The following is a 26,370-nucleotide window of genomic DNA, read 5'->3' as shown; positions in this document are numbered from 1 at the left end:
TGACCCCACTTTCATTTAATAATAGCTTTTTCGGGCTAGCAAAGCCCAAGCCCCCTACAATCCCGACCCACAATTTACTATCTTTGGCGCCATGCTTAATGTTTCTAATGTCAGTCTCCAGTATGGTAGCCGCGTCCTCTTCAAGGAAGTGAACCTTTCCTTCAAGAGAGGCAACTGCTACGGTGTCATCGGCGCAAATGGTGCCGGCAAGTCCACATTCCTCAAGATTCTTTCGGGCGAACTCGAACCGAACACGGGTGAAGTCACGAAGGACCCAGGCGAACGTATCGCCGTTTTGAAGCAGGACCACTTCGCCTACGAAAATAACACAGTCCTCGAAACCGTGATGATGGGTTTCCCGGAACTCTACGAACTTGGCAAGAAGCGCGACGAACTTTACGCGCTCCCTGAAATGACCGAAGAACAGGGCATGCAGGCCATGGAAATCGAAACGCGCTTTGGCGAAATCGGCGGTTACGAAGCCGACTCCAACGCAGCCGTGCTCCTCAAGGGTCTTGGCATTCCCGAAGAATTCCACTACAACTTGATGTCCGAACTCGATGGCGGCCAGAAGATCCGCGTGCTCCTTGCCCAGGCTCTGTTTGGCAACCCGGACATTTTGCTCTTGGACGAACCGACGAACCACCTTGACTTGGAAACCGTCGGCTGGCTCGAAGACTACCTCGAACGTTTCGAAAACATCGTGATCGTGGTGAGCCATGACCGTCACTTCTTGAACGCCGTCTGCACGCACACATGCGATATCGACTACGGCAAGATCAACATTTACGGCGGTAACTACGAATTCTGGTACGCAGCAAGCCAGCTCGCCCAGAAGCAGCGCAAGGACCAGAACCGCCGCGCCGAAGAAAAGATCGAAGAATTGAAGGCGTTCATCCGCCGCTTCGCATCGAACGCCGCTAAGGCTAAGCAGGCCACCAGCCGTAAGAAGCTTTTGGACAAGATGACCGTCGAAGAAATGCCGGCATCGAGCCGTAAGTTCCCGTGGGTGAACTTCAAGATGGACCGCGAACCGGGTAAGATCGTGCTCGAAGTCAAGAACGCCACCGTTGATGGCGGCGACGGCATCGTCTGCAAGGGATTCGACTTCTCGCTCGGCAACCAGGACAAGGTCGCTCTCGTCGGTGAATACGACACACTCAAGACGGCATTCTTCCAGCTCATTGCCGAAGAAATCAAGGCTCCGGATGGCGTGCTCAAGTGGGGCAACACCATCAGCTACAACTACTTCCCGAAGAACAACGACGCTTACTTCAAGACAGATCTCTCCCTCGTGGATTGGCTGCGCCAGTACAGCAAGGAACAGGACGAAACGTTCATCCGCGGATTCCTCGGCCGTATGCTCTTTACCGGTGAAGAAGCCCTCAAGAGCGCCAACGTGCTCTCCGGTGGTGAAAAGGTGCGCTGCATGCTTTCGAAGATGATGCTTTCGAACGCAAACTGCTTGTTGCTCGACGAACCGACCGCTCACCTCGACTTGGAAGCCATCACCGCTTTGAACAACGGCCTCAAGGCATTCCAGGGTCCGGTCATCTTCTGCTCTCAGGACCATGAATTTGTCCAAACAGTCGCAAACCGCGTTTTGGAACTCACGCCGAATGGTGTTGTTGACCGCAGCATTACCTTCGACGAATGGCTTGAAACAAAGAAGACGAAGAAGAAGTAAAACAGCTTTGGTTTTAAGAAATCCCTGTCACAACAAGTGGCAGGGATTTTTGCTATTTAAGCACAAAGGGGCTAATCCCATTCAACATTGCGGTTGTACGTTCCGTTACGCATTTGAACGTGCAAATGTTCGTTTTCCAACCCAACATCTTCGTGCAAGACCAGATATCGTTTTCCTAAAAAGACACGCACCATTTGCGCTATCTCTTGACGTTTTTCAAGGCTCCCCATATTTTTGATTCTAAAATCAAGAGCAGCCCCCGCATAATGAGCAGACCCTGCAGAATGCCCTTCGTAATCATTGGCACTTGTAATTAGCGGTTTATATTCTTCATCATTCGAAGCTATATGATAAACACTCACGACCACCGAAATCGCACTATCCATTTCAGGGCGGAGATTTTTAAAACATACTCCCGGTTTGTGCAAAGTCATCGAAAGCATATCCTCATGAAACACCTGTTGAGCAGAATCGCGATGCATTTCAAGAGATTGCTCAACAATCTCCGTTTGAGGAACGCATTCGGAACTATCCTCGCTACAGCCAAGAATACCGAAAATACCAATAGCAAGGCTCTTGCTGAGCGCCCCAATACCGCTAACCATCTTTTCTAGAATTTCAGCCATACACCACCACCTTGCTAAATTTCCATTTATATATCGCTTATGATTTGCAATATGTAAACAGCTTTATCGCATTTTCCCAAGAAATTTTATCGCCTTGAGCAACGCAAATACACGAATTAGTTTTAAATAAACTAATTTTTCAATATTCGGCTTAGATTCTTTTGCCGATTTTGAGCTAAAAACAGCCTTAGAACATCCGACTGAAATCAAAATTACAGCAGGTGCAATAGCTTGGACGTGAATAATCCAAACTCCTACGCGCTCCTCTTTCCGCATACCAAGTAGGCAAACAGTTTTCTTTTTCCAAAGCGGACTCTTCAAACATGTTTCTCATGTTTATTACCTTGGAAGCATCCCACCGGGTAATATCACCTCTAAATTGAGATTTCACAAACATCGCCGTCATGCGTATCACATTTGAAATATTCCATTTGCTAATATCGCCGGAAAAAGCAGAACCACAAAACATACCTCTCATATCAGTAACATTCGAAACATTCCACCGGCTGATATCGCCAGTAAAAAGAGAATAATAAAACATATAGCTCATATTTTTCACATTTGAAACGTTCCATCCACTGATGTCGCCATTAAAATGTGAAACATCGTCATTCACCCAAAAACCAGAAAACATGTGGCTCATATCCGTAACGTTCGACACATCCCATTGACTAATATCGCCATTAAAATCTGCTCTACAAAACATGCTACTCATATTCGTTACATTTGAAACATTCCAATGACTAATATCGCCCATGAAAATGCTCGTTTCAAACATACTGTGCATATTTCTCACATTTGAAACATCCCACTTGCTAATATCACCATTGAATCTTGAATAAGCAAAAAGAGAATCCATATCCGTAACGCTTGATACATCCCACCCACTAATATCGCCGGTAAAGGAACAAGCACTAAACATAGTATTCATATTTGTAACGTTCGATACATTCCATCGACTAATATCGCCATTAAAATTAGATCCAAAAAACATGTAGTTCATGTCAGTAACATTTGATACATCCCAAGAGCTGATATCTCCGGTAAAAGCAGAATCATAAAACATATGGTTCATATTTTTCACATTCGACACGTCCCATTGACTGATATCGCCATCAAAGCATGAGTGATCAAACAAGCCACTCATATCAGTCATTCGCGATACATCAATAAAATTCAAGTCGCACTTGGGACCTTTTTCCTTGATTATCTTTTCAATAATTCTTTGTAGATGTTGCTTACTGTACACAACGACTTTTCCACTCATAAATTCCTCTTGAAATATCCAATGGGATAATATACACTTTTGAAATAAAAAAAATTCCATTTTACTTTTCGCACGCACAATACGATACTATTATTAGAATAAGGAGATTTTTTATGATCGGAGCAATTATCGGCGATACCGTCGGTTCCATTTACGAATTCGAAAACTACAAAGCTAAGGATTTTGAGCTGTTCCCTGATGGGGTCTCACCCACAGACGATAGCATTCTCTCGTTTGCTACGGCGGACTGGATTATGCGCGGGGGCGAAGCATGGAAGTATTACGTCGCATACGCAAGCAAGTACGAATGCCCTGTCGGCGGTTACGGCGGAGGGTTCACCAGATATGTCGCCAAGGCACGCCGCGACGGCTTTGGCACACCATACGACAGCTGCGGTAACGGTTCTGCCATGCGCATTTCGCCGGTGGGTTGGGCGTTCAACACCAAGGAAGAGGTGCTCGCCAAGGCCAAGGAATCTGCCGAATGCACGCACAACCATCCCGAAGGAATCAAGGGAGCGCAGGCGACAGCTCTTGCGATTTTCATGGCACGCATGGGTGCGAGCAAAGACGAAATCAAGACGACCATTGAGAGCGAATTCGGCTACGATCTGAATTTCACGATTGACGAACTGCGTCCGGAATATAGCTGGTCTTATCCGGGAGCGGCACTTTGCCAAGGGACGGTTCCGCAAGCCATCCGCTGCGTCTTGGAAGCGACGGACTACGAAGATGCCATCAGAAACGCAGTATCCCTCGGCGGGGATAGCGATACGCTCGCCTGCATTGCGGGTGGCATAGCCGAAGCGGTTTTTGGCGTTCCGCAAAAAATCTATAAAGTAGGCATGAACATTCTCAAGTACTACTTCCCGGAACCGCACAAGCTCGTGACGGAATTTGAGAAGAAGTACGGGAACCGGATTTTTCAATAAACATTGCCGGGATTCCCGGCTTTTGCTAATTTTCGATCATGTTCCATCCGATTCGTCATTTCATTACGATTACCAAGCACAGGAACGAAGTGATTCGGCTTTGTATCAAGGCTGGTATCGGGTTGCAGGGGCTGTTCCACGATTTGTCGAAGTACAGCCCTACCGAATTTATTCCTGGAGCCAAGTATTACACGGGCAAGGAATCGCCAAATAACGGCGAACGCCGCGAAACAGGCTACAGTCTTGCATGGATGCACCACAAGGGGCGCAACAAGCACCATTTTGAATTTTGGTACGATTACGACATGAAAACAAAGAAAATCGTGCCGATGGACATGCCGGACCGCTACATCAAGGAGATGTTCTGCGACCGCGTGGCTGCCTCCAAGACGTACAACAAGAAAAGCTACACGCAAGAGGCCCCGCTCCTGTATTTGACGAAAAGCACCGCGCATGAGAAGATGACGGAAACGACTTACAAGAAGTTACTGTTCCTACTCAAGAAACTCGCAAAGGATGGCGAAAAAGAAACGCTTAGGTTTATGCGGCATTGCAAGGAACTGCCGACGGAATAACTATATTTAACCATATCGCGGATGTCCGCGACTTTAACCCCGCCCTGCGGGATACCAGAACGGAAAGGCAAATTATGGAACTTGGAAGAATTAACCGCGCACGCGTTGAATCAATCACGCCACAGGGTTATTACCTAGAACTCGAAACAGGCGGAAGCGTGCTCCTCCCCGGCAACCGCAACAAATTCACACTCGTCGAAGGCGAAATCATTGACGTGTTCGTTTACACGGACTCCGAAGACCGCCCGATCGCAACGCTTGACAAGCCGCTCGCCCAGGTAGGCGAATTTGCAGTACTCACCGTCAAGGAAGTCAACCGCGTTGGCGCATTCTTGGATTGGGGGCTCAACAAGGACTTGTTCCTCCCCTTCAAGCAGCAACTTGGCGAATTGCAGAAAGGCGACCGCTGCGTTGTCTTTGTGCTCGAAGACGAAAAGAGCGGACGCATCATTGCCACCGAAAAAATCAAGAGCTTTATCGATCCGGACACGAACGACTTGCATATCGGCCAGCGCGTAGAACTCGCCGCTTACGAAGTCACGCCTGATTACGTTGATTGCCTCGTGGATTACCGCTACACAGGTCGCCTCATGATGACGCCCGGTATGGAACGCATCTACATCGGCGATACGATGCCCGGATTCATCCAGCGCTTCACAAGCGACGGAAAAATCACACTCAACTTGACTCCGATTGGCTACAAGGGCGTGATGAAGAGCGAAAGCCCCAATGCGGTCATGCAAAAGCTCGAAGCTGCCGGCGGATTCCTCCCCTACGGCGACCACACCGATCCAGAAACTATCCGTCGTGAATTCGGAATGTCCAAGAAGACGTTCAAGAAGATTATCGGGACGCTTTTCCGCGAAGAAAAAATCGTGATCACCGAAGACGGAATTCGCGCAGTTTAACGCGATCTGAGGCGAAAATTAGAGCTTTTAGAACCAAATTTTGAAAAAAAGCCCCAATTTACGTGAATACGACTATTTTTTCAAGTTTTTCACGTAAAATTCAAAATAAACTAATCATAATTAAATAAAAACAAGCTCCTTTAAGTATTTAAAGGAGCCACTTTTTTATTTTTCAGCCGATTTCATTCCTTTTTGAGGGACAAAAATGCTTTTTGTAGCCGGGAAAAGACACACAACATAAAAAAATTACGTGAAAATCTGCGTTATTTCACAAATTTTCACGTAAAAAACGCACTTTTTTCTAAATTCTAGTATTTTTGCGATATTAGAACAAATTAGAAATTCACTTCATCGGCGTTGAGCACTTTAAGCTCAATGCGACGGTTGGCACGGCGACCCGCTTCTGTCGAGTTGTCACCCTTCGGGCGGCTCGGGCCGTAGCCCACAGCAGTCACGCGGTCGGCGTCAATGCCCTGTTCAATCATGTAATTGCGGACACTGTTTGCGCGGTCTTCGGAAAGCTGCTGGTTGAGTTCAGCGGAACCATCGCTACTCGTATGTCCTTCCACTTCAATCTTGGCCTTCGGATTGCGCTTGAGCCCTGCAATCGCGGCATTGAGAGTCTTCAAGGAGCTCGGCACAAGTTCTGCACTGCCCGCCTTAAACGTCACACCCGTAAGTTCGGAACGAGTATCGTCAAAAACGACCGAAATTCCACCCGTGCTTGCCGTGCGAGAAACATACGGAGTTTCGCCGCATTCGAACGGTCCCGTCAAGCTTTCGCAGAGAATCGTGTAAGAATCTTCACGCGGGATATGGAAGCTAGCTTCGCCATACACGTCCGTCGTGATAACCACCTTCTTTCCCTTGTTCTGCCCCACAAACGTGAGCTTTTTCTTGGCATGCGGAACGTTTTCTTCGTTCGTGTAAGTCACGTTCAGCACGGCGTGCGTCTTGTTCGGTGCAAGCTTGCCGGCAGATGCAAAAGAAACTGCCACTATTGCCGAAAATGCAATGCGGGAAATCATTCTCATTCTTGTACTCCAATGGATATTTTGTGAGGCAAAAATAAAAATTGAATCGCTTACTTTCAAATTATCTTTAAATATTTTTCGAAATTTCTAGATTTGCGCACGAAAAACTTACACGGAGAAACTATGAACTTCAAAAAAATGACAAGCGCACTTTTGGTCGCAGGCATGTGCTCTGCAGCCTTTGCAGCCGATGGCGAATTCAGCCTCAAGGGCAACGTCCAGACTCAGGCGACCAAGATGATCGCAGATACCGACAATAACCTGAGCTCCCTCTGGATCCGCGCTAACATTGGCGGCCTCTACAAGAGCGAAAACTTCGATGCACAGGTTATGTTGCGCATTTTTGCCCCGCAGTTTGGCAACAAGATTAAGGACGGCGACGGCAAGACCACCAGCTACGACAAGATTCTCGCAGACCTCTACTGGGCAAACTACAAGTGGAATTTTGACACTTACAAGCTCAACCTCAAAATCGGTCACTGGAAGACGGACTGGTCTCAGTCTACCCACTTCGGTACTTACATCGATAAGGACCTCACGGCTCGCGGTCTCTGGATGCGCGACTACGCACACAACGCTCTTGAATTCGGCTGGCAGACCGGCTACTCCAACTTCACCGCAATGCTCGCCACAAGAGACAACAAGGCCAACACGGGTTACATCCGCATTGAAGAAGACCTCAAGTTCGATTTCCCGCTTGAAGCAAAGCTCGCTTATCGCGTGAACGCCGTTGACGTTGTTCAGAACACAGCATCCATCACCCACCGCCTCGCCACTTACCTGAGCTACAAGCCCCTTGATTTCTTGCGAGTTTACGGTGAATACGGCTTCATCGTTACGAATAGCGAAAAAGTCCTCACCACAGCCCACAACTATGTCGCTCCGGAATCCAAGTACATGAAGCCGGGTGACGCTTACCATCCGTTCTACCTCGGTGCTGAATACTCCCCGAAAAAGGATTGCATCATGAGCACGTTCATGAGCAGCCTCTATGTGGAATGGGAACATATCAATGACCGCGCCGCTCTCACTGGTGGCAAGGACATCGATAACTGGGCATGGACGGTGGCATGGGCAAAGAAGATTGCCAATTCCAAGCTTCAGTTCAGCGTTTACAGCGGTGACGAAATCAGCGACGTCGGTTTCGCATTCCGCCTCACGAGTACAATCAAGTAATTTAAAATTCGCGTAAAGCAATTAAAGCCAGGGTTAAACGCCCTGGCTTTTTTGTACCCATAACAACTCCGAGCTAGGGTCCCGCCCGCAAGACTTTCACATTACAAAAAAAACTCATGATTTCATCATGAGACTTTTTATACCCTGTGTCGCGGAAAATAAAAACGACCAACTTTTCGTTGGTCGTTTTTAGTACCCCTGGGGCGGAAAGTAAAAACGACCAGCCTTTCGGTTGGTCGTTTTTATACCCCCAAGCGGACTCGAACCGCTGTTGCGGGAATGAGAATCCCGAGTCCTGGGCCACTAGACGATGGGGGCGAGTGCGGCACATTATAGCAATTTAAGCATTATCCGTCAACCAATAATTGAGTTTATTTGCTGACGGATTTTGTGCGCGCTCACGAGAGTCAAGCTCTCGCGAAAGCCCTTAGTCTCTGTAGAAGAGGTCGAGGTTGCTCTTGACCGGCGTAGAAGCTTCAAGAGAAGTCACGTAGTCGTTGAAAGCAGTCATCACGCCAAAGCGGTAGGAGTTGTCTACATCCTGCTTGATGGCTTCTTCAACTTCTTCAACCTTCGGAGTCTTCTTGGAAACGACCTTGACCATCACGGCGCCGTTTTCAGCGACAACCGGAGCAGTCCATTCACCGGCCTTAGCCTTGCCGACAACGCGTGCAATCTGAGCATTGCCGTAGCCGAAGCCCGGAACAAAGCCATCCACAGAAGCGTTCTTGGTTTCGAGTTCAACCTTTTCAATCTTGGCAGCCGTATCAGCCGGGTTCCATTCCTTGACCTGAGCGGCGACAGAGCTCAAGTAAGCTTCAGCAGCCTTGCCAGCCTTCTGCTTGAGGAGCGTTTCCTTGATGTCGTTGTAGTAGAGCGGGAGGCTACGTTCGCCAGCCGTGAAGGAACCAATCTTCTTGGCAATGACAACCCACTTGTTGTTTCTGAGCACGCCAGAGATTTCGCTTTCTTCCTTCGGGAGGTTTTCGTTCGGCCAAGCGAAAGAAGCGAGACCCTTGAGGTAGCCAAATGCACCGATGTTGCCATCGCGAGAAACCCATTCGGAAGTCTTGACTTCGAGACCGCGAGCCTGAGCTTCGGTGAGCAAGTCAGAACCTGCATCAACATCCTTCTTGATGTTGGTGAGAATCTTTTCAAGGCTATCAATAGTATTGGAAGAAGCGGTAACAGTGAGGAGGATGTGGCCAACCTTGACCTTTTCAACTTCACCCTTAGCATTCTTCACGTTGCCGTAAGACTTGATGATGTGGTAACCGAACTGAGAACGGACCGGTTCAGAAATCTTACCAGAATCAAGAGCAAAAGCAGCTTCTTCAAACGGCTTCACATAAGAGCCACGGCCAACGAAATCTTCGCTCAAGATGCCGCCCTTTTCGGCGCTGCCCGGGTCTTCGGAAGAAACGCGAGCCATGTCTTCGAACGTCGTCGTAGAAGAGGAATCCGTGAGCTGGTAGTAAAGAGTCATAGCGTATTCACGGATGCTAGCGTCATCACCTGCCGTAGCTTCAACCGGAATAGAAACATACTGGAACTGAGCAGCATCCTTCTGGACAAAGAAGCTATCGATGTGGGCGTTGAAGTAGCCAGCGACCATGACGCTATCCACAGAGTTGCTATCCACAACAAATGCAGAACTCGGGGCGACCGCCACCTGCAGTTCGTAGTCCGTCATGCGGCGTTCAACACTCCACTTGGCTTCGAGAGAAGTCGGATGGACAGAAGCGCCGACCAAGGTCTGGAGCTGACGAGCCGGAATGGAGTTGTTCTTCATTTCGTCTTCGAGCGAGAGCATTGCGCTCCAGCGGTAAGCGGCCGGAGTTTCAATCCAAGCATCGTAATCAGCCTTGTTGAAAGTCGTGTCCGTGAGGAACTTCGGGAGAGAAGCGAGGTATGCCTGAGAGCGCTGGATCAGGTCTTCCTGAGAAGTTGCCTGCTGCTGGATAGCATAGAGGCGAGCCTGAGCTTCCTGGACCAAGCGAGCACGGACAGCATCGGAATTGCGCTTGAACTCGTTCTTGAGTTCGGCAACCGAGGCACTCAGTTCGGCCTTTTCGTACTGTTCAGCAAAGAGAGCCTGACGAACGAAGCTGGAGAACACCTGAGCGCGGAGCTGGGAGTACTGTTCGTCGTCCAAGTGCTGGTTCTGGTACTGATTCTGCACGATCATCTTCACGCGAGAATCAAAGTCCGTGTAAGAAATCTTGGTGTCGTTGACAATGCCGATAGGATAGCTACGTCCCTGATCCGGAACACGGTCCATGGCGAGAAGACCGATGGCGATACCGGCGGCAAAGATCACAATTACCCACTTGGCTTTTTCATTAATCCACGTTAACATAGAGACAACTCCATTAAAATTTTGTCGCCCGAAAAATAGCAAAAAAAAATGTTTGCATTTTATTTTATTGAAATTGCAAGCCAAATATAATGCCGAAAAGCCCTATTTTTTCTATTTATTGGACATAAAAAAATACATCAATTCCTTTGGAGTATCTCATGTACGATATTTTGGTTCTGGGTGCCGGCATTTCTGGATTGAGCGCAGCTCTCCACGCGGCAGAAAAAGGGTTCCACGTTGTCATTTTAACCAAAGGTGCAAAGCCGGACGGCTCATCGAACTACGCTCAAGGCGGTATCTGCTCTGTCACCGAAAAAACAGACAAATTTGAATTCCATGTGGCAGACACCCTCGAAGCAGGTGCAGGTCTTTGCAAAAAGGACTCCGTGAAAATTCTCGTGAAGAACGGTCCCACGACCATCAAGCAGCTCGTCAAGTGGGGCGTCCAGTTCACACCGTCGCCCGAAGACAAGTCGCAGTTTGACCTTCACCTTGAAGGCGGACACAGCCACCACCGCATTTTGCACGCCGCAGACCTCACCGGTAAAGAGATCATGCGCGCCCTCCTCTGTGAACTTCACAAGCAAAAGAACATTGACTACCTTGAAAACTGCTACATCAAGGACTTGATTTGCGAAGGCGAAGGCAAGAACAAGCGCTGCGTCGGTGCAAAAATTATCCACCAGAAATCCGGTGAAGTTGAAAGCATCTACGCCAAGGCAACCATCCTTTCGACAGGTGGTGCAGGCCGCATTTGGCAGTACACCGTCTGCCCGCCCGACAGCTGTGGCGACGGCATGGCGATTGCAGCCCGTGCAGGCGCAGCCCTCCAGGATATTGAGTTCATGCAGTTCCACCCGACTAGCTTGTACGCACCGAAGTTCAAGAAGCCGTTCCTCATCTCCGAAGCTGTGCGCGGTTTTGGCGGCATCCTCAAGAACGACAAGGGCGAAGAATTCATGAACCAGGTGCATCCGCTGCACTCCCTCGCCCCACGTGACATTGTCGCTCGCGCTATCCACAGCGAAATGCAGCGTCTCGGCAAGGACCACATGTTCATTGACCTTTCTGGCCGCACGCCGAAGGACATCAAGAGCCACTTCCCGCACATTTATTCTAAATGCATGGATGCAGGCATTGACATCACGAAGGAATGGATTCCAGTCGTCCCGGCAGCCCATTACATGTGCGGAGGCGTTCTCGTTGATACTTGGTCCCGCACCGAAATCAAGGGACTCTATGCTTGCGGCGAAGTTGCAGCAACAGGCGTTCACGGTGCAAACCGTCTTGCCTCGAACTCGCTTTTGGAAAGCGTAGTATTTGCCATCCGTGCCGTCGATGATATCGAAAAGAGCGGCATCACTAAGGACAAATTCACAGCACCCAAGTCCAAGAAAGAAACGGTCAGTTTTGCAAAGGCGGCCTACTGGCGCAAGCGCAAGAAGATGCTCCAGGACATGATGTGGACGCACTGCGGCATTGTCCGTACCGTTGCAGGCCTCAACCAAGGTCTCAAGGTTATTGAAAGCCTCGAAGCCGACGTTGCCGCCGCTATTAAGAACAAAGAAACTGAAAACTTGCACTTCCTTGAATTCCTGAACGCACTCCAGGTTTCCAAGATGATCCTCATCGCCGCCCTCCGTCGCAAGGAATCTCGCGGGCTCCACTACATCCTCGATTACCCCAATCAGGATCCGAAGACGAAGCACCAGAGCATTTACCTAAGCGACAAGAAGTAAATCTTTTTCTATATAGGGCAGCATGGAAGAGGTCAAGGCAACACAGTCCAGGAAGAAAGTCAAAGATCAGCTCCCGTCTAAAATTGGCGGATACAAACCTATACAAGCGCTCAATAGCGGAGCCATGGGTAGCCTATGGCTTTGTCGGGATCCTTCTCTCGACCGACTCGTCGTTGCCAAGAGGCTCAACACCAACTTGAACCAACAGGACATCTATATCAAGAGATTCCTGCAAGAAGGGAGCATCCTCGCCCACCTGAACCACCCGAATATTCTCCAGCCGTATGCCCTCTGGAAAGACAGTGACGGCAACTACACGATGTCAATGGAGTACATACAAGGTTCAAGTCTCAAGGACTTGCTGTTGAAAAACAAGCGACCGCCCATCTGGGTTGTCGAAACCATTTTGTACGAACTCTTGAGCGCACTCAGCCACGCTCACCGAAACGGCGTGACCCACCGCGACCTGAAGCCCGCCAACATGATGATTGACAAGGACGGACGCGTTCGTCTCCTGGACTTTGGTATCGCCCACACGGATACCCCGCTCGAAATTGGCAAGGAACTCACGCAGACCGGTTGCATCATCGGCACCGCCGCCTACATGAGCCCAGAACAAATCATGGGGCAAAAAGTCAATTACGCAAGCGATATCTTTAGCGTAGGCATCATCGCTAGCGAAATGCTCATCGGCGAAAATCTTTTCCGCGGCAAGGACTTCGAAGAAACGCGCGAAAACATCCTCAAGATGAAGTTCAAGCTCGAAGTCTTCCCGGACGATGTTCCAAAGCCGCTCCGCAAGTTCGTGTTGAAGCTCCTCAACAAACGTCCCAGCAAGCGCCCTTCTTCGGCCTGCGATGCAGCGAACGAGCTTGCCGATATCATGAAAGAATACCCACGCGACATGACTCCCTACATCGCCGAATGGGCAGATACGGTAAACGAAGACCAGCCAATCGAATCCGTCATATCGCCTAAACCGCAAAAAACTACATTTAAGTATGGAATAGGATTTATACTTGGAGTGATTGTAACTGCGATGGTTTTCTTGACCATTCAGTTAGCGGTTTAGAAGGAATTGTCCAATGAATTGGATTGATATAGCATGCGCAGCTTGCCTGCTCGTATTCGGCATCATCGGGCTTTGGCGCGGTCTGTTGAGCAGCGTTTTCAGGCTTTGTGCATGGGTGGCAGCAATTTTGGGCGCTTATTTTGCCCAGGGGCTACTCGGTGATTTTTTCATCCATAATTTTGCATTCAGCGATTTCACAGCTCACCTCATCTGCACCTGCATCGGCTTTCTTGTTCCCTTCCTGTTGTTTTCACTTATCGGACACATTGTCGGTGATTCTATCAAGAACACCATCGTCGGAAAGACAAATCGCATTTTAGGCATGTTGTTCGGAATCATCAAGGCCGTTCTTGTCTGCTTTGTATTGCTCACCATTTTGCACTTGCTACCCGTCGAAGGGAACCTCAAGAACCTGCGCAACAACGCTATTGCCTACAGCGTCTACAAGTCTTCGCTCAAGACCATGGGGTATTCTTCCAATGAAGTTGACCTCCGTAAGTTGGCCACAGAAAAAGCAAGCGAGCTCACCAAGTCGTTTACAGACAAAGCAATAAATTCGACAGAGCAAGCAGCGGATAGCGCCAAAGCAGCCGTCAAGAATGCGGCAGACAGCGTTACGACTAAAGTCACAGAGACAGCCGAAAAAGCAAAAGATGCAGCCATAGCCGCAAAGGACGCTGCTATAAAGACTTTTGAAAACGGCAAGTCCAGCGCATCCAAGGATTCAAGCAATACAAAGCGCTAACTTAGCACAACAAGCCTAGCGTCATTCGTCAAAATCTTTTATAACGCAAAATGTCCGCCCTGAGGCGGACATTTTCGTAATGCGATTAAAGTCCCGCAACAAATGCGGAACAATTTAGATTAGAGTCTCTTGAGGACTGCAGCGGCGTGGTGGATGAAGCCTTCTTCATTTGCCACGACAGCAATTGCCTTTGCGTTCTTCTTGATAGCCTTTTCGGAGTACTTGATGATGCTCATGCGCTTGAGGAAGTCATAGACGCCGAGCGGGCTGAAGAAGCGACCCGTGCCATTCGTGGGGAGAACGTGGTTGGGGCCAGCAAAGTAGTCACCCACCGGTTCAGAAGACCACGGACCGATAAACACGGCACCCGCATTTTCGATCTGGGCTGCCATAGATTCGGCTTCATCGGTCATGATTTCCATGTGTTCCGGAGCAATGGCATTAGCAATCGCTACACCGTCGAACCAGTCCTTCACCACGAGGATGCGACCAAAGTTGTCGAGCACCTTTTGGAGCAATTCGCGTTTGGGGGAATTTTCCACCTGGATGTCCACGCATTCGCTAATCATCTGTGCGGTTTCCATGTTGTCCGTAATGCAGATGGCAGCTTCAAAACCGGAACCGTGTTCCGCCTGGCTCAAAAGGTCGGCGGCGACAAAGTCCGGATCGCAGGTATTGTCTGCAAGCACGAGCACTTCGGACGGGCCTGCCACCATGTCGATATCGACAATGCCAAAAACTTCCTTCTTAGCGACTGCGGCAAAGACGTTACCCGGGCCCACAATCTTGTCAACACGTTCCACGACAACCTTGCCCTTGCCATCCTTGGCACCATAAGCAAGCATGCCAATAGCCTGAGCGCCACCGATGTGATAGACCTCGGTAATGCCGAGTTCGCAAAGCACAAAAGCCACAGCGCGGTTGATTTCGCCCTTGATCGGAGTCACAACAACGATGTCCTTGACGCCAGCAACAATGGCCGGAACCGCATTCATAATGACCGTGCTCGGGTAAATTCCAGCACCACCCGGAACATAGAGCCCCACGCGCTTCATCGGGCGAATACGCTGACCGAGAACCACGCCGTCCTTGCCTTCCATGAGCCAGGAATCTTCCATCTGGTTCACGTGGAAATCGCGGACGTTCTTGATAGCCTGCTTGAGCGCACGCTGCATTTCGGGCGGGCACTTGGCGGCAGACTTCTTGATTTCGGCTTCGGACACGCGGAGGTTCTTGCCCTTGAGGCCATCGAACTTCTGGGCGTATTCCACAGCCTTCGCATAACCGCCGTTCTTGATATCGGCGAGAATGTCCATGACCTTGTCGTGAATTTCCTTGCTCGGAGCAACTTCACGACCACAAATTCTGTCAATCTCTTGAGACTTCGGAGTGACTTTTACGATTTTCATTTTAACAGACCTTCTATTTTTTAAACTCTAAAACCCAGCACGGTTTGGCAAATTGTCGTGGTTCAGCGAATTTACACGGACGCCACATCCAAATGCTTGTATGCATTCGGGATAACGTTGTCTTCAAGCAAAATCTTGTACGTAAGGCCATCGACAAAAGCAGTCCAGCAAGCCTCAATGATGTTGCTCGAAACGCCGACCATGTTCCAGTAGCCGTGTTCATCGCCAAAAGTTGTCCACACACGAACCGTAGCATCGGAAGCCACATTGGAACCGAGCACGCGCACCTTGAAATCGTCGAGGCGAACACTTCCCATGCACGGGAAGAACGGCAAAAGAGCCTTGCGGAGTGCGGCATCGAGTGCGTTCACCGGACCATCGCCTTCGCTCACCTGATGGCTAATCTTGTCGCCTACCTGGAGCTTGACCGTAGCCTGCGACACAGAAACACCCTGCGGCGTCTTATCTTCAATCACGCGGTAGTTGAGCACCTTGAACGGTTCCTTGACCATTCCCAAGTGGCGGTAGACCAAGAGCTTGAAGCTCGCTTCAGCGGAGTCAAAATGCCAGCCCGCATTTTCGCGTTCCTTGATTTCCTTGAGGAGGCTTGCCACCACCGGATCCTTCTTGTCGATACCCGGCTTGATGGCCTTGAGCTTTTCGACAACGAGAGAACCACCGGCCTGGTCGCTTGTCACGAAAACGCGGTCATTGCCCACGGAATGTGGGTCGATATGTTCAAAACTGCGAGAAACCTTCATGACGCCATCGATATGCGCACCACCCTTATGGGCAAATGCGGCATCGCCCACATATGGAGCATGCACGTCGCTCGGCAAGTTCACAATCTGGTCGATGTTGCCGCTAAGCTGGCGCAAATGGCTCAACTTTTTAGCAGCAGCAAAATCGCGATCCATCTTAAACTTCAAATCAGCGGCAATTGTCGTGAGGTTTGCGTTACCGCAGCGTTCGCCGTAGCCATTCACCACGCCCTGCACCATCACGCAACCCGCTTTCACAGCGTAAATCGAGTTTGCCACGGCAAGTCCACTGTCATTATGCACGTGGATGCCAAGCGGCGTCGAAATTCTAGTCTGAACCTTCTTTACGATTTCTTCGATTTCCCACGGCATCGTTCCGCCGTTCGTATCGCAAAGCACAATGCAATCGGCATGGCCAAGTTCGGCAGCCTTAAGCGTTTCGAGCGCGTATTCCGGATTAGCCTTATAGCCATCGAAGAAATGTTCCGCATCGTAAATCACCTCTTCGGAATGTTCCTTAAGGTATGCGACCGAAGACTCGATCATGTCGAGGTTTTCTTCGAGAGTCGTGCGGATAACGTCCGTTACATGCAAATCCCAGCTCTTGCCGAAAATCGTCTTGACCGGAGCTTCGGACTTGATGAGCGCCTGCAAAAGCGGGTCGTTCTCGGGCAAAATACCCGGACGGCGCGTAGAGCCAAATGCGGCAATCTTTGCATGCTTGAGCTTAACGTCCTTGATGAGCTTAAAAAATTCCTCATCGGTCGGATTGCTGGGGTTCGGCCAACCGCCTTCAATATAGTCAAATCCAAAGTGGTCCAAAATTCGAGCGATCTGGACTTTATCAGCTAAGGAGAGACTTATTTTACGGTCTTGGTTACCGTCACGGAGCGTTGTATCGTATAAAAGGACTTTCATGGGTGCAAAAATAGAATTTTAGACGAAAGACGAAAGACGAGAGACGAAAGAAATCAGCCTATTCGCGATCGTCGAGGGGTTCGGCGTCTTCGGGTTCTTCAACAGTCCATTCGCGGATGTGCTTAGCAAGTTCAGTTGCTCCAGCGCGTTCCACCTCATCCGAAATCGCATTCAGCTCAGAGGCCTCAAGGCCCGGCAAATCGCGTTCGTAATGATTCACGTAGCTTTCGAGCAATTCGAACTTCTTGAGATTTGCAAGGAGCATCATCAAGCTCGTATCGCACTTGCCGCTATCGCGGTACTTGATGTGATCGAATAAAAGCTTGTCGACGCCAGCATCGTCTTTGAGCATGCAGAGTCTCGAGAGGTTCATGACCTTCGGGTAGCATTCGTACAAACGCGTGGCGTACTTGAGGCAATCCGTCTTGCGGCCTTCGCGGTCAGCAATGGCGGCCTGCAAATCGAGGAACGCTTCTTCGTCTTCGGCACCCGGATCTTTCACATCGCCAAGCCACTGCTTTGCCATGGAAATGTTGCCTGCGACAAAGTAAGAGTTTGCAATGTCGATGAGCGTTGCATTGCTCTTGTCCGGGTCCTTGTAAAGCGAAGCCTTCGCAAAATTTTCGGTATCCTTGATGGCATCAGCCATATCACAAATGGCATCGAGAACGTCTTCGCGATTTTCAAGTTCCGTCGCATCAATCACGCCCAGAAGCTCTTCAATCAAGGCCTTGGCGCGCTGCACCGGCATCACGTCTTCAATCGAGAGGAACACGACTTCGCGGCCTTCCCCACCCACGTGGCGCACAGCCAAATCGTGAATCAGGTCCGCAATGTAATCCTTGTCGTCATAAGTCTTGGCAACTTCAATAAAGAACGTTCCGGCATCGTAGAACAAGTCGTTCCACGTATCCATTTCTTCGTCATCAGCCTTGAACGCCAAGAAATCGCAACGAAGCGTCCAAGCCAAAAGTTCAAGCTGGAGCTTCACATCCTTGATTTTTTCAATATCGTCAAGACCGTTCGCAATAGCCTCATACAGTTCGTCCGGGCGGTGCAACAAACGGCTTTGTCCGTTCACAATTTCGCAAAGAGTCTTGCGAAGACGGTCTTCTTTACCACGAAAAGCCGCCTCTGCAGAAGGCGACTTCCAAAATTTTTTCTTTTTAGCCATGTTCTAAATGTAGAAATTACTCAGTCCAAGTAAAAGCCGGATAGCCACCAAACGTAGCCGAACCCGCCTTCCAAGCGCTGCCGGTTCCGTTCAAAGTGGCGATGAACGTTGCCGCCTTCATTTCATCAGTCGTAAAGCCTGTCGGGAGTTCCATGTTCATCTGGCTTGCTACAACGAGGCACGTTCCACCGACTGTTTTATCGTAATAAACGTTTGTAACCGTTGCAGTCGATGTCACCTTGCCTGCCACCGTTCCTGAAAAGTTATTATCAGGAATCTTTCCTGCATTATAACCAAATGTCAGCGTAGCGTCACTACCATCAACAACTCCAACAAGTCCACCCATATTACTGGCTGTACCAGAAACTTCGCCAAGATTGAACAAATTTGTTGCTGAAGAGTTCTTCAAAGCACCGATGACACCGCCTGCAATCATGACTCTCCTTACCGAGACCGTAGCGGTATTAAAGACTTCGTTGATAGCGGACTTGCTTGAAGCGACGGCAATGACGCCACCGACATTGCTCATTTGGCTTGAATCCGCAACCACGGCTCCGCTATTACCGGAACGTTCCAACTTGGTTGCAGAAAGCGTTGCCACAACGCCCGCCACATCCTTCGTACCTGTCACGGCACCATAATTCAAAGCAGCGCTAATCACGCCTTCGCTTGCCACACTGGCAAAAGAACCGACAACACCGGCAACAGTCGAAGTACCTGAGACATTTGCCTTGTTCGTCACATTTTCAAGAGAGCCATCCTGCATACGGCCAACGACACCGCCCACAGAATTAACGCCTTGAATGGTTCCCGTCACAGAGACATTCTTCGCCTGGACATGTGTCGCTTCGCCTACCAAACCGCCAACGCGGTCGGCCCCCTTAATTTCAACATCTTCAAACGAGCAATTTTCAACAGTCGTCGAATCCATCTTACCCGCAAGGACGCCTGCATAGGAACCAACATTCAGTTTAGCGCCTTTAATAACAACGTTACTGACCTGCGCTCCGCGAACAAGCCCAAACAGACCACTATAGCTAGCCGTATCGGTAATGCTCAAGCCTGTAATGGTCTTGAGGCCACCGTCATAGACACCGCTAAAGGGGCGATTTCCGTAGCCATAAGCATTCTTGCCAAAAATACCAATCGGGCTCCAAGCCCCAGAAAGTGCGATATCGGCTGTCTGCTTGAAGTAGAAATCCTTAAAGGTCATCGAGGAGTCGTTCACATAGAACGCGAGTGATGCCAAATCCTGTTCACTAGCGATCAGGAAAGGTTCTTCAGCCGTACCTTTGCCGCTCCAAATCAGGGAATAGTCCCTTGCAATCGGTTTCAGTTCTTCATCGGGAATATTAGGAGGCGGTTCAACCGTCGAAGAGTCCTGCGGAGTTTCGCCTTCAGGATTACTGACTTTAAGCGACGAATTGTCATCGCCACAAGCAAACAGGAACATTGGCAACGCAGCCACAGATAAAACTTTTGCAAAACGCATATCCAACCTCTTGGGAAATATTCCACACTCCTCCGTTCTAAATTAAATAAAAAAAGGCTCGAACGTACAAAGAGTTCAAGCCTTTTTTCAAATTTTTTGAAAGATGCCCGCGGGATTACCCCGACACCTTACTTACCATGGTGTTCTGCGTGGTGTTCGCAGCCGCAACCGCCGTTACCATCGCAATTTTCCTTGTTGCCATGGCCACCGCATTCGCATTCGTGGCCTTCTTCGCCGCACTTGCATTCATGGTCTTCGCCGTCGTGACCACCGCAGCAGCAGTGATGCTGGAACGGCTTGAGGTCTTCTTCGGTTGCTTCGCGAACGGAGACAACTTCAATCGCAAAGTTGAGATTCTTGCCAGCAAGTTCGTGGTTAGCGTCGATAATAGCCGTCTTTTCGCCAACAGACTTGATGCGAATCTGCATCGGACCACCCGGAGTCTGGGCATAGAAAGCCATGCCTGCTTCGACATGATCGACTCCCTGGAACACGTTCAGCGGAACTTCCTGAGTCATGCGTTCGTCGTATTCGCCGTAGCCTTCTGCCGGAATGACGACAACGTCAAACTTGTCGCCTACATCGTGACCGACCATAGCCTTTTCGAGACCCGGAACGATCATGTGCATGCCCTGGATGTACTGGAGAGGTTCGCGACCTGCGGAAGACTCGACGACGGCACCTTCGTCAGACTTCAGGGTGTAGTGCATCTGGACGACTGTTTTTTCTGCAATTTTCATAAATATCCTTTAGAATCGCGAGCGCACCCGCGGTTGAATCTTGAAGCCCAAATGTAGAAAAATTAGTAGACAGTAGGCAGAACTTAGTTGGCAGAACTTAGACCGCTGCGCTCTTAGAACTTAGAGAGAAGTGCATTGTTCTAAGTTCTAAGTTCTAAGTTCTAAGTTCTAAGTTCTAATCACTAGCCACTAACCACTTATTTGACTTTCGCGGTATTCGCCGCCGAAGGCGTGTCCGCTTACGGAGAGAATCGGCGGAAACTGGATACGCTTTGCCAAGGCAAGCCCCTTGAACCGACGATACCAGAAGCGCATATCCTCGAGAGCCGCTTCGGTCGTCGGCAAATGAGCCTTGAAGTAAGCAGCATCTACACCGAGCATTTCGCCAAGCGTCCCTTCCAGCAAAAGCTTTTCGGTGAATTCAAGGCTCACGCATTTTTCGACCCACATCGCAAAGAGCTTGTCGTGGTACGGGTAAAGAATCGGGTCGCCCTTGCCTTCGTCCACATTCATCGCGTCACTGAGCTCCGCACTCGCCGGGATATCAATTGAGGCCTTCGGGATAATTTCCTTGTCGCGATTGATGTAACGAGCTAATTCGTACACCTGAGTTTTCCACAAGTCGCCAAGAGCGCACATCACACCGCAAGTATCACCGTAAAGCGTACAGTAACCGACCATCGCTTCACTCTTGTTGCCATTGCAAGTGACACCCGCACCGACAACAGATGCAACCGTCGAAAGGATTGAAGCCGAGCGCGTCCTCGCCTGCAAGTTCTCGTGGTTGATCCCTGCAATTTTCATCACGGTGTCGTTGCGCACAAAGGAGCAACGTTCCAGCGTGTGGCAAACAGATTCAATAATGTCCGAAATCGGGGCAACCATGTATGGCGTTCCCAAGTTCTCGGCCAAGTCACGGGCTGCGTTCTTCGTCGTATCCGAATTGAATCGCGTCGGCATATTCACGAGGTAGACATTCTCAGGTCCAATCGCTTCGGCATAAAGGGCTGCAGAAACAGCGCTATCAATACCGCCACTGGCTCCAATGACCATGCGCGAGATATGGAACATCTTCAAGTTTTCGCGAATCATGAACACGAGCGCATCGTGAATTTCTGCAATTTCGTTTGTGTATGGCTTTGAGGATTCCGCGTAGACTTGCACCTGGCCATCGACAAATTCAATAACTGCCTCGGCTTCGCTAAAAAGCGGCATTTCAAAAACGATTTTTCCATCGCAGTCAAACACGCGGCTACCGCCCGAAAGCGCATAGATGTTCTTTCCGGTATTGTCAGTCCCGACGCCATTGAGGCAAACCACAGGCATGGCACAATCCTGTGCCAAGTGCGAAAGTTCCTTGTTTTCGACTTCACGGCGACCGACCACATAAAAGTCACTACCATGAGTCACATGCGCCACATTCAAAAGCGGCGTATCGTCAAGCACGTCCCCACACAAGAAGAACGGCATATTGCCCGCATACTTGCGGATTTCGGCCCAGTCTACAGGGAGCGCCCTATTGCTAGGCCCAGTAAGTGCATATCGTGGAAACACAACGCAATCTACTTCGGCAGCCTTAGCACGGTCAAAAGCGGCCTTCATCGTTTGCATATTTGCCGAGACATTGCCCGGCAAAATCTTCATCTGTACCACATAAAGTTTCATTTCAATATCCTCTGCGCTAGAAAATAAAAAAATGCACCGCCCGTAAGCGATGCACTTTTTTAAATGCACTATAAAATGCAAGTTGGCAGAACTTAGTTAGCAGAGCTTAGAGAGACGAGCAATGTTCTAAGTTCTAACTACTACTCGTACTGCGGAGCATCGAAAGAGGTCGGGATCTTCGGCGTATCCGGGTCACTATGGATGAAAGAGAAACCGCTAATCTTGTTGGTCGCTTTATCAATCGGTCCCGTCTGGAGCTGGCCATGGATGCTCGACGTACACTTGTCCTGATGCTGGCAACCCGTATTGTGCATCATCAAGTGGTAACCATAAATTTCCCAGGAACCTATCTTGTATTCAGCACTATTGACGTTGTTGCCTTCGAATGCAACAAGTTCATAGGTTCCATCGGCCTTGAGCGTAAATTTCCACTCAACGCCATCTTTCTGAGCTTGCCATTCACCGACGAAATCACTAGCCTTTTCGTATTCGTATTCGCTAGCTTCGACCTTGCAGTTCATCGTCGTTGTCGTTTCGCCATTAGACATAGAAATGGTATTTTCCGTTCCGACAGAATAAGCATACATTGAATAAACTGGCTTGTTATAGTATGCCGGACGCATCAACAACGTGCTACGTTGGATATCATAATGGCCGCCAATCCAGTAGGCAACTTTATCACCAACTCCATTTTCAACGATATACGAATTATCGAAGAACGTGAACGTTCTCGTCGTATCGCCATCGGTACACTTGTAAATTTTGTCCTTAATGTCTTCGGCCTTGGAAACCTTGCCCTTCGCCACGGCGACGCTAGCCTTTACAGCTTCGCTATATTCCTTCGAGCCATTGACCGCATACTTGACGACGCCGTTCTCATCGACAATGAACGAAATCGTGAAACCGTTCTTGTCCTTGAGTTTTTCCAAAATCTTTTTAACGGCATCCGTTTCAGCATACTGCTTGCCAACATTGCCATCGACGAATTTCACTTCGCCATTTGCAAAATCCGTATAGGTCACAAGCCACAATTCATCCTGGATGCGGAGAGCAACAAGGCCCTGCTTGCTACCCGTAGAAAGGTAAACCGTCTGGTCAAACAACTTGAGTTCAACATTCTTTTCGAGATCCGTAAGCTTTGCAGCGCGAGCACCCTTAGGAACGTCAACTGAAGACGAAGACTTCGGAGCCTCAGCACTCGATGAGGACTTAGCCTCATCCTTAGCGGAAGAAGAGGAGTTCGATTCAGATTTAGAATCGGAAGACTTATTATCCTTGGAGTCCGAAGACTTCTTGTCGTCATCTTTTGAATCCGAGGACTTCTTGTCTTCGGACTTGGAAGAGGAGGACTTCACTTCGCATTCATCGGAATCGCAATCATCCTCTTCGACAGAAGATGATGAAATTTCTTTTTTCGGGGCAGACGGGAGATCTTCCTCATCGCAAGCTGTAAACAGGAATGCAGAGGATACCAAAAGGGCAAGCAGTTTTTTCTTATTCATACCCATTAATATAAATTATTTAGTCCAATTTAGACCAATAAAAGTTTACAAATCACACGAAAAAAGCTGTAAAACAGCCTTGTCCATTCCAAGAATGTATTATATGGATGTTTTTAAGTTGGCAGAACTTAGCCCGCTGCGCTCTTAGAACTTAGAATTACTTAAAGAGAATAGAGAGTGTTCTAAGTTCTAAGTTCTAAGTTCTAAGTTCTAAAATCCTAGAACGGACTGCCCGGATAGTAGTCGAGATCGCGCTCGGCATCTTCGATAGACGGGGCGGCATCGTACAGAAATCCCGCCAAAGCCTGCTCGGCAGACACGCGCTTGCCACCAATCCAGTTTTTCAGGACGGCAAGTCGTTTGGAAATCCACCACGGGAGCGGAACCATCAGGTGATGCATCCCGGCGTCAGTCAGCACATGCTTAGCCATTTCCGCCATCGTCATTACGGTTGAACCCGCAAGGGCATAAGTCTTCCCCACCGCACATGGCATAAGCCCAGCCACGGCAATTCCCTTGACCAAATCCACACTGCGGACCGGGCGTTTGAGGCATTTGCCGCCACCTGGCATAAAATAGACCGGGAAACGCTTCACGTAATCGCGGAACATGTTGAACTCGACACCGCCCCCATCGCCAATCACAAGCGTCGGGCGCACAATCGTCCAATCAAGTCCGGAGGCATGCACTAAAGATTCCCCTTTCTTTTTGCTTTCGCCATACGGCGTGAGTATCGGGTACGTTACCGAGATGCTGGAGACATAGAGGAAACGGCGGACGCCTGCAAGCTTGCTAGCTTCAAGCACATTTCGCGTGCCATCCGTATTCACGTGCTCAAAAGCACCGCGTTTTGTCGATAAAAGAATTGCCGCCAAGTGATAGACGACATCGACGTTTTCAAACGCCCCTCGGATAGAATCAAAATCGGTGACATCGCCGTAACGGACATCCACCTCGCTCGGTAAGGACTTCGCCAAAGAATCGCCCGGAAGCGTCAAGACGCGGACACACACTCCCCGTGCTATTAGTTCCCGGCACAACGCCTTCCCTACGACGCCGGCGCCACCCGTTAAAAGAGCAATCATGCTAGGCTTCCAGCATATAACGGATATCTTGAACGCGCCTTGCGAGTGACGCATCCGTTTCCATCTGCTTTTTCAGGGAATTAATGGCGGCGATTACAGTGGCATAGTCCCTGCAGAACATCGCACCGATATTCTGGAGCGAATCGGTCGTGAGTTCGCGGCAAAGGAACATCGCCACCTTGCGGGGCATAGAAATCGCGGCAGCCTGGCGCTTGGACGAGAGCTCACAGACCTCGACACGATAATCCATAGCAACCGCTTCAATAATGTTCTTGGCGGTGAGTTCCACATGGCCGCCATGTTCCGACGGTGCCACGAGGCGCTTCACGCCATTCAAGTTCAAATCGGCCTTGCAGAACATGTTCATCGCACCGAGGAAGTTCAAAAGACCTTCAATCAGGCGAACGTTCTTACGCGGCTGCATCGAAAGGTAGCGGCAAATTTCTTCGCGGTCACCCTTTGCAAACGGCAAATCTTCGGACTTCTTGCTAATCAAGTTCATACGGGTCGCAAGATCCGGTTCATCAATGCCCACAGCCACACAGGAGGCAAGCGGAGCAAGGAGCTTCTTAGAGATGCTCGGGATCGAAGATCTGGATGAACCACGGGATTCGTTATCCGTATCGACCACCCTAAACAGGTTCGGATGGCGGTCGCAAGAAATCACGACCTGCTTACCTTCGGCACGCAAATGCTTAATCAAAATAGCAAGGCGGTCCTGCGTCCAGAGGCCCTTTTCCAGGAGCTGAACATCGTCAAGCAAAAGCACATCGCAAAGTTCATAGCGTTCGCGGAACTTCTCTGCTAGTTCACGCACATTGCCCGTCTTGTTGTGGAGCGCAGACGCCATAGCCGTTGCATCACGCAAAAAATCATAAGCGTGGCAATAGACAATGGATGCTTCAGGGCGGCTCTTCTGGATTTTAGCAGCAATGGACTGCAACAAGTGCGTCTTACCAAGGCCACTTTCGCCATAGACAAAAAGCGGATTCAAAGCCGGGTCACCCGGATTTTCGGCCACCGCCTGGCAAGCGCGGAAAGCCGTAGAATTGCACTCCCCTTCGACAAAGTTTTCAAAAGTATAGCGGGCATAAAGAGCCAAAGGCTGCTTCGGGCGCTTAACCTCGGCCTTCTTTTTCTCGGGACGCGGAATAACAGGCATCGTGAGCTTGATTTCGGGAATCGGGTCCGAAGGAGCAATCTGACGGATGCGATAATCAACAAATTCACTACCAAATACAGCCGTAAAGGACTTGCGCAACAAATCGCCATAATGGGAATTCACCCAGTTCTCGCGAAGCTCATCAGGAACAGTGAGCAAGGCATAGCCATTGCACATTCCCTCATAACCAAGAGCGTCAAGAATTACGGCACCAAAAAAGTCCTTGCATTCCGAACGCACGCGGTCGAGCACCTGTTGCCAGGGCGACTCTGCAATATCCAACAAAGAAACAGTATTTTCCACGATCTAAAAAACCAATCCAAAGTATAAAAGAGCAAGCAA

Annotated in this window: 21 protein-coding genes and 1 tRNA gene; 8 read left to right on the top strand and 14 right to left on the bottom strand. The window is 49.5% G+C overall.

Annotated features, from left to right (window positions below; all coding sequences use genetic code 11):
• The first annotated feature begins 91 nt into the window (after nucleotides 1-91).
• Nucleotides 92-1,687, top strand: coding sequence for an ABC-F family ATP-binding cassette domain-containing protein (locus FSU_RS00110; protein WP_014544889.1), 1,596 nt, complete (start codon nucleotides 92-94; stop codon nucleotides 1,685-1,687).
• 71 nt (nucleotides 1,688-1,758) lie between these two features.
• On the opposite strand, the gene FSU_RS00105 is transcribed toward FSU_RS00110, so the two are convergent.
• Together FSU_RS00105 and FSU_RS00100 are read right to left on the bottom strand one after the other, a co-directional pair.
• Complete coding sequence (locus tag FSU_RS00105) at nucleotides 1,759-2,313, bottom strand: hypothetical protein (RefSeq protein WP_014544888.1); 555 nt, start codon at nucleotides 2,311-2,313, stop codon at nucleotides 1,759-1,761.
• Nucleotides 2,314-2,500: 187 nt separating this feature from the next.
• Nucleotides 2,501-3,580, bottom strand: coding sequence for a BspA family leucine-rich repeat surface protein (locus tag FSU_RS00100; RefSeq protein WP_014544887.1), 1,080 nt, complete (start codon nucleotides 3,578-3,580; stop codon nucleotides 2,501-2,503).
• A gap of 113 nt (nucleotides 3,581-3,693) precedes the next feature.
• Between FSU_RS00100 and FSU_RS00095 the strand changes: the two genes are divergently transcribed.
• The 3 genes from FSU_RS00095 (at nucleotide 3,694) to FSU_RS00085 (ending at nucleotide 5,995) form a co-directional block, all read left to right on the top strand.
• Nucleotides 3,694-4,512, top strand: a complete 819-nt coding sequence (locus tag FSU_RS00095; RefSeq protein WP_014544886.1) for an ADP-ribosylglycohydrolase family protein — start codon at nucleotides 3,694-3,696, stop codon at nucleotides 4,510-4,512.
• A gap of 38 nt (nucleotides 4,513-4,550) precedes the next feature.
• Nucleotides 4,551-5,087, top strand: coding sequence for a DUF5662 family protein (locus FSU_RS00090; protein WP_014544885.1), 537 nt, complete (start codon nucleotides 4,551-4,553; stop codon nucleotides 5,085-5,087).
• A 74-nt stretch (nucleotides 5,088-5,161) separates the two neighbouring features.
• Nucleotides 5,162-5,995, top strand: a complete 834-nt coding sequence (locus tag FSU_RS00085; RefSeq protein WP_014544884.1) for a CvfB family protein — start codon at nucleotides 5,162-5,164, stop codon at nucleotides 5,993-5,995.
• Between the two features lie 335 nt (nucleotides 5,996-6,330).
• On the opposite strand, the gene FSU_RS00080 is transcribed toward FSU_RS00085, so the two are convergent.
• The gene (locus tag FSU_RS00080) at nucleotides 6,331-7,029 is read right to left on the bottom strand and encodes an OmpA family protein (RefSeq protein ID WP_014544883.1); all 699 of its coding nucleotides are present in this window, start codon (nucleotides 7,027-7,029) and stop codon (nucleotides 6,331-6,333) included.
• Between the two features lie 123 nt (nucleotides 7,030-7,152).
• On the opposite strand from FSU_RS00080, the gene FSU_RS00075 reads away from it, so the two are divergent.
• Nucleotides 7,153-8,205 carry a hypothetical protein gene (locus FSU_RS00075; protein ID WP_014544882.1) on the top strand — a complete coding sequence of 351 codons (1,053 nt, stop codon included), beginning with the start codon at nucleotides 7,153-7,155 and terminating at the stop codon, nucleotides 8,203-8,205.
• Nucleotides 8,206-8,450: 245 nt separating this feature from the next.
• Here the strand turns inward: FSU_RS00075 and FSU_RS00070 are convergent.
• Together FSU_RS00070 and FSU_RS00065 are read right to left on the bottom strand one after the other, a co-directional pair.
• Nucleotides 8,451-8,523: transfer RNA gene (locus FSU_RS00070), tRNA-Glu, on the bottom strand.
• Between the two features lie 109 nt (nucleotides 8,524-8,632).
• Nucleotides 8,633-10,564, bottom strand: coding sequence for a peptidylprolyl isomerase (locus tag FSU_RS00065; RefSeq protein WP_015732409.1), 1,932 nt, complete (start codon nucleotides 10,562-10,564; stop codon nucleotides 8,633-8,635).
• Nucleotides 10,565-10,722: 158 nt separating this feature from the next.
• Here FSU_RS00065 and nadB point away from each other — a divergent pair, with 158 nt between their 5' ends.
• The 3 genes from nadB to FSU_RS00050 are packed head-to-tail and all read left to right on the top strand — an operon-like array spanning nucleotide 10,723 to nucleotide 14,120.
• Complete coding sequence (gene nadB / locus FSU_RS00060; RefSeq protein ID WP_014544880.1) at nucleotides 10,723-12,303, top strand: L-aspartate oxidase; 1,581 nt, start codon at nucleotides 10,723-10,725, stop codon at nucleotides 12,301-12,303.
• 22 nt (nucleotides 12,304-12,325) lie between these two features.
• The gene (locus FSU_RS00055; protein ID WP_014544879.1) at nucleotides 12,326-13,375 is read left to right on the top strand and encodes a serine/threonine-protein kinase; all 1,050 of its coding nucleotides are present in this window, start codon (nucleotides 12,326-12,328) and stop codon (nucleotides 13,373-13,375) included.
• Between the two features lie 13 nt (nucleotides 13,376-13,388).
• Nucleotides 13,389-14,120, top strand: coding sequence for a CvpA family protein (locus FSU_RS00050; protein WP_014544878.1), 732 nt, complete (start codon nucleotides 13,389-13,391; stop codon nucleotides 14,118-14,120).
• A gap of 119 nt (nucleotides 14,121-14,239) precedes the next feature.
• Here FSU_RS00050 and hisD read toward each other — a convergent pair whose 3' ends face one another.
• The 9 genes from hisD to FSU_RS00005 all read right to left on the bottom strand — a co-directional run bounded on the left by hisD (nucleotide 14,240) and on the right by FSU_RS00005 (nucleotide 26,331).
• A complete protein-coding gene (gene hisD, locus FSU_RS00045) occupies nucleotides 14,240-15,529 on the bottom strand; it encodes a histidinol dehydrogenase (protein WP_014544877.1) in 1,290 nt (429 codons plus the stop codon).
• Between the two features lie 71 nt (nucleotides 15,530-15,600).
• Nucleotides 15,601-17,208: a citramalate synthase gene (gene cimA, locus FSU_RS00040; RefSeq protein WP_014544876.1), complete on the bottom strand. Its 1,608-nt coding sequence runs from the start codon at nucleotides 17,206-17,208 to the stop codon at nucleotides 15,601-15,603.
• Nucleotides 17,209-17,266: 58 nt separating this feature from the next.
• The gene (locus FSU_RS00035; protein ID WP_014544875.1) at nucleotides 17,267-18,382 is read right to left on the bottom strand and encodes a hypothetical protein; all 1,116 of its coding nucleotides are present in this window, start codon (nucleotides 18,380-18,382) and stop codon (nucleotides 17,267-17,269) included.
• Between the two features lie 16 nt (nucleotides 18,383-18,398).
• Nucleotides 18,399-19,874, bottom strand: a complete 1,476-nt coding sequence (locus tag FSU_RS00030; protein ID WP_015732408.1) for a hypothetical protein — start codon at nucleotides 19,872-19,874, stop codon at nucleotides 18,399-18,401.
• 128 nt (nucleotides 19,875-20,002) lie between these two features.
• On the bottom strand, nucleotides 20,003-20,614 hold the full coding sequence (locus tag FSU_RS00025; RefSeq protein WP_014544873.1) for an FKBP-type peptidyl-prolyl cis-trans isomerase: 612 nt from the start codon (nucleotides 20,612-20,614) through the stop codon (nucleotides 20,003-20,005).
• A gap of 189 nt (nucleotides 20,615-20,803) precedes the next feature.
• Entirely contained in the window at nucleotides 20,804-22,279 is a 1,476-nt protein-coding gene (gene nadE / locus FSU_RS00020; protein ID WP_015732407.1) for an NAD(+) synthase, read from the bottom strand.
• A gap of 140 nt (nucleotides 22,280-22,419) precedes the next feature.
• Entirely contained in the window at nucleotides 22,420-23,781 is a 1,362-nt protein-coding gene (locus tag FSU_RS00015; protein WP_244263675.1) for a hypothetical protein, read from the bottom strand.
• A gap of 218 nt (nucleotides 23,782-23,999) precedes the next feature.
• On the bottom strand, nucleotides 24,000-24,866 hold the full coding sequence (locus FSU_RS00010; protein WP_015732406.1) for an NAD(P)H-binding protein: 867 nt from the start codon (nucleotides 24,864-24,866) through the stop codon (nucleotides 24,000-24,002).
• Between the two features lies 1 nt (nucleotide 24,867).
• Complete coding sequence (locus FSU_RS00005; RefSeq protein ID WP_015732405.1) at nucleotides 24,868-26,331, bottom strand: DnaA ATPase domain-containing protein; 1,464 nt, start codon at nucleotides 26,329-26,331, stop codon at nucleotides 24,868-24,870.
• Nucleotides 26,332-26,370 lie beyond the last annotated feature (39 nt).

This window comes from Fibrobacter succinogenes subsp. succinogenes S85, from assembly GCF_000146505.1.
Taxonomy (GTDB): domain Bacteria; phylum Fibrobacterota; class Fibrobacteria; order Fibrobacterales; family Fibrobacteraceae; genus Fibrobacter; species Fibrobacter succinogenes.
This window is presented reverse-complemented; position numbering and strand designations above follow the sequence as displayed.

Bases quoted from the DNA above. Each gene is read 5' to 3' on its own strand.
- nadB (WP_014544880.1), top strand. From the start codon at position 10,723: ATGTACGATATTTTGGTTCTGGGTGCCGGCATTTCTGGATTGAGCGCA.
- FSU_RS00035 (WP_014544875.1), bottom strand. From the start codon at position 18,382: ATGGCTAAAAAGAAAAAATTTTGGAAGTCGCCTTCTGCAGAGGCGGCT.
- FSU_RS00055 (WP_014544879.1), top strand. From the start codon at position 12,326: ATGGAAGAGGTCAAGGCAACACAGTCCAGGAAGAAAGTCAAAGATCAG.
- FSU_RS00015 (WP_244263675.1), bottom strand. From the start codon at position 23,781: ATGAATAAGAAAAAACTGCTTGCCCTTTTGGTATCCTCTGCATTCCTG.
- FSU_RS00030 (WP_015732408.1), bottom strand. From the start codon at position 19,874: ATGCGTTTTGCAAAAGTTTTATCTGTGGCTGCGTTGCCAATGTTCCTG.
- FSU_RS00050 (WP_014544878.1), top strand. From the start codon at position 13,389: ATGAATTGGATTGATATAGCATGCGCAGCTTGCCTGCTCGTATTCGGC.
- FSU_RS00010 (WP_015732406.1), bottom strand. From the start codon at position 24,866: ATGATTGCTCTTTTAACGGGTGGCGCCGGCGTCGTAGGGAAGGCGTTG.
- FSU_RS00025 (WP_014544873.1), bottom strand. From the start codon at position 20,614: ATGAAAATTGCAGAAAAAACAGTCGTCCAGATGCACTACACCCTGAAG.
- FSU_RS00085 (WP_014544884.1), top strand. From the start codon at position 5,162: ATGGAACTTGGAAGAATTAACCGCGCACGCGTTGAATCAATCACGCCA.
- FSU_RS00100 (WP_014544887.1), bottom strand. From the start codon at position 3,580: ATGAGTGGAAAAGTCGTTGTGTACAGTAAGCAACATCTACAAAGAATT.
- cimA (WP_014544876.1), bottom strand. From the start codon at position 17,208: ATGAAAGTCCTTTTATACGATACAACGCTCCGTGACGGTAACCAAGAC.
- FSU_RS00080 (WP_014544883.1), bottom strand. From the start codon at position 7,029: ATGAGAATGATTTCCCGCATTGCATTTTCGGCAATAGTGGCAGTTTCT.
- nadE (WP_015732407.1), bottom strand. From the start codon at position 22,279: ATGAAACTTTATGTGGTACAGATGAAGATTTTGCCGGGCAATGTCTCG.
- FSU_RS00095 (WP_014544886.1), top strand. From the start codon at position 3,694: ATGATCGGAGCAATTATCGGCGATACCGTCGGTTCCATTTACGAATTC.
- FSU_RS00110 (WP_014544889.1), top strand. From the start codon at position 92: ATGCTTAATGTTTCTAATGTCAGTCTCCAGTATGGTAGCCGCGTCCTC.
- FSU_RS00105 (WP_014544888.1), bottom strand. From the start codon at position 2,313: ATGGCTGAAATTCTAGAAAAGATGGTTAGCGGTATTGGGGCGCTCAGC.
- FSU_RS00075 (WP_014544882.1), top strand. From the start codon at position 7,153: ATGAACTTCAAAAAAATGACAAGCGCACTTTTGGTCGCAGGCATGTGC.
- FSU_RS00065 (WP_015732409.1), bottom strand. From the start codon at position 10,564: ATGTTAACGTGGATTAATGAAAAAGCCAAGTGGGTAATTGTGATCTTT.
- hisD (WP_014544877.1), bottom strand. From the start codon at position 15,529: ATGAAAATCGTAAAAGTCACTCCGAAGTCTCAAGAGATTGACAGAATT.
- FSU_RS00090 (WP_014544885.1), top strand. From the start codon at position 4,551: ATGTTCCATCCGATTCGTCATTTCATTACGATTACCAAGCACAGGAAC.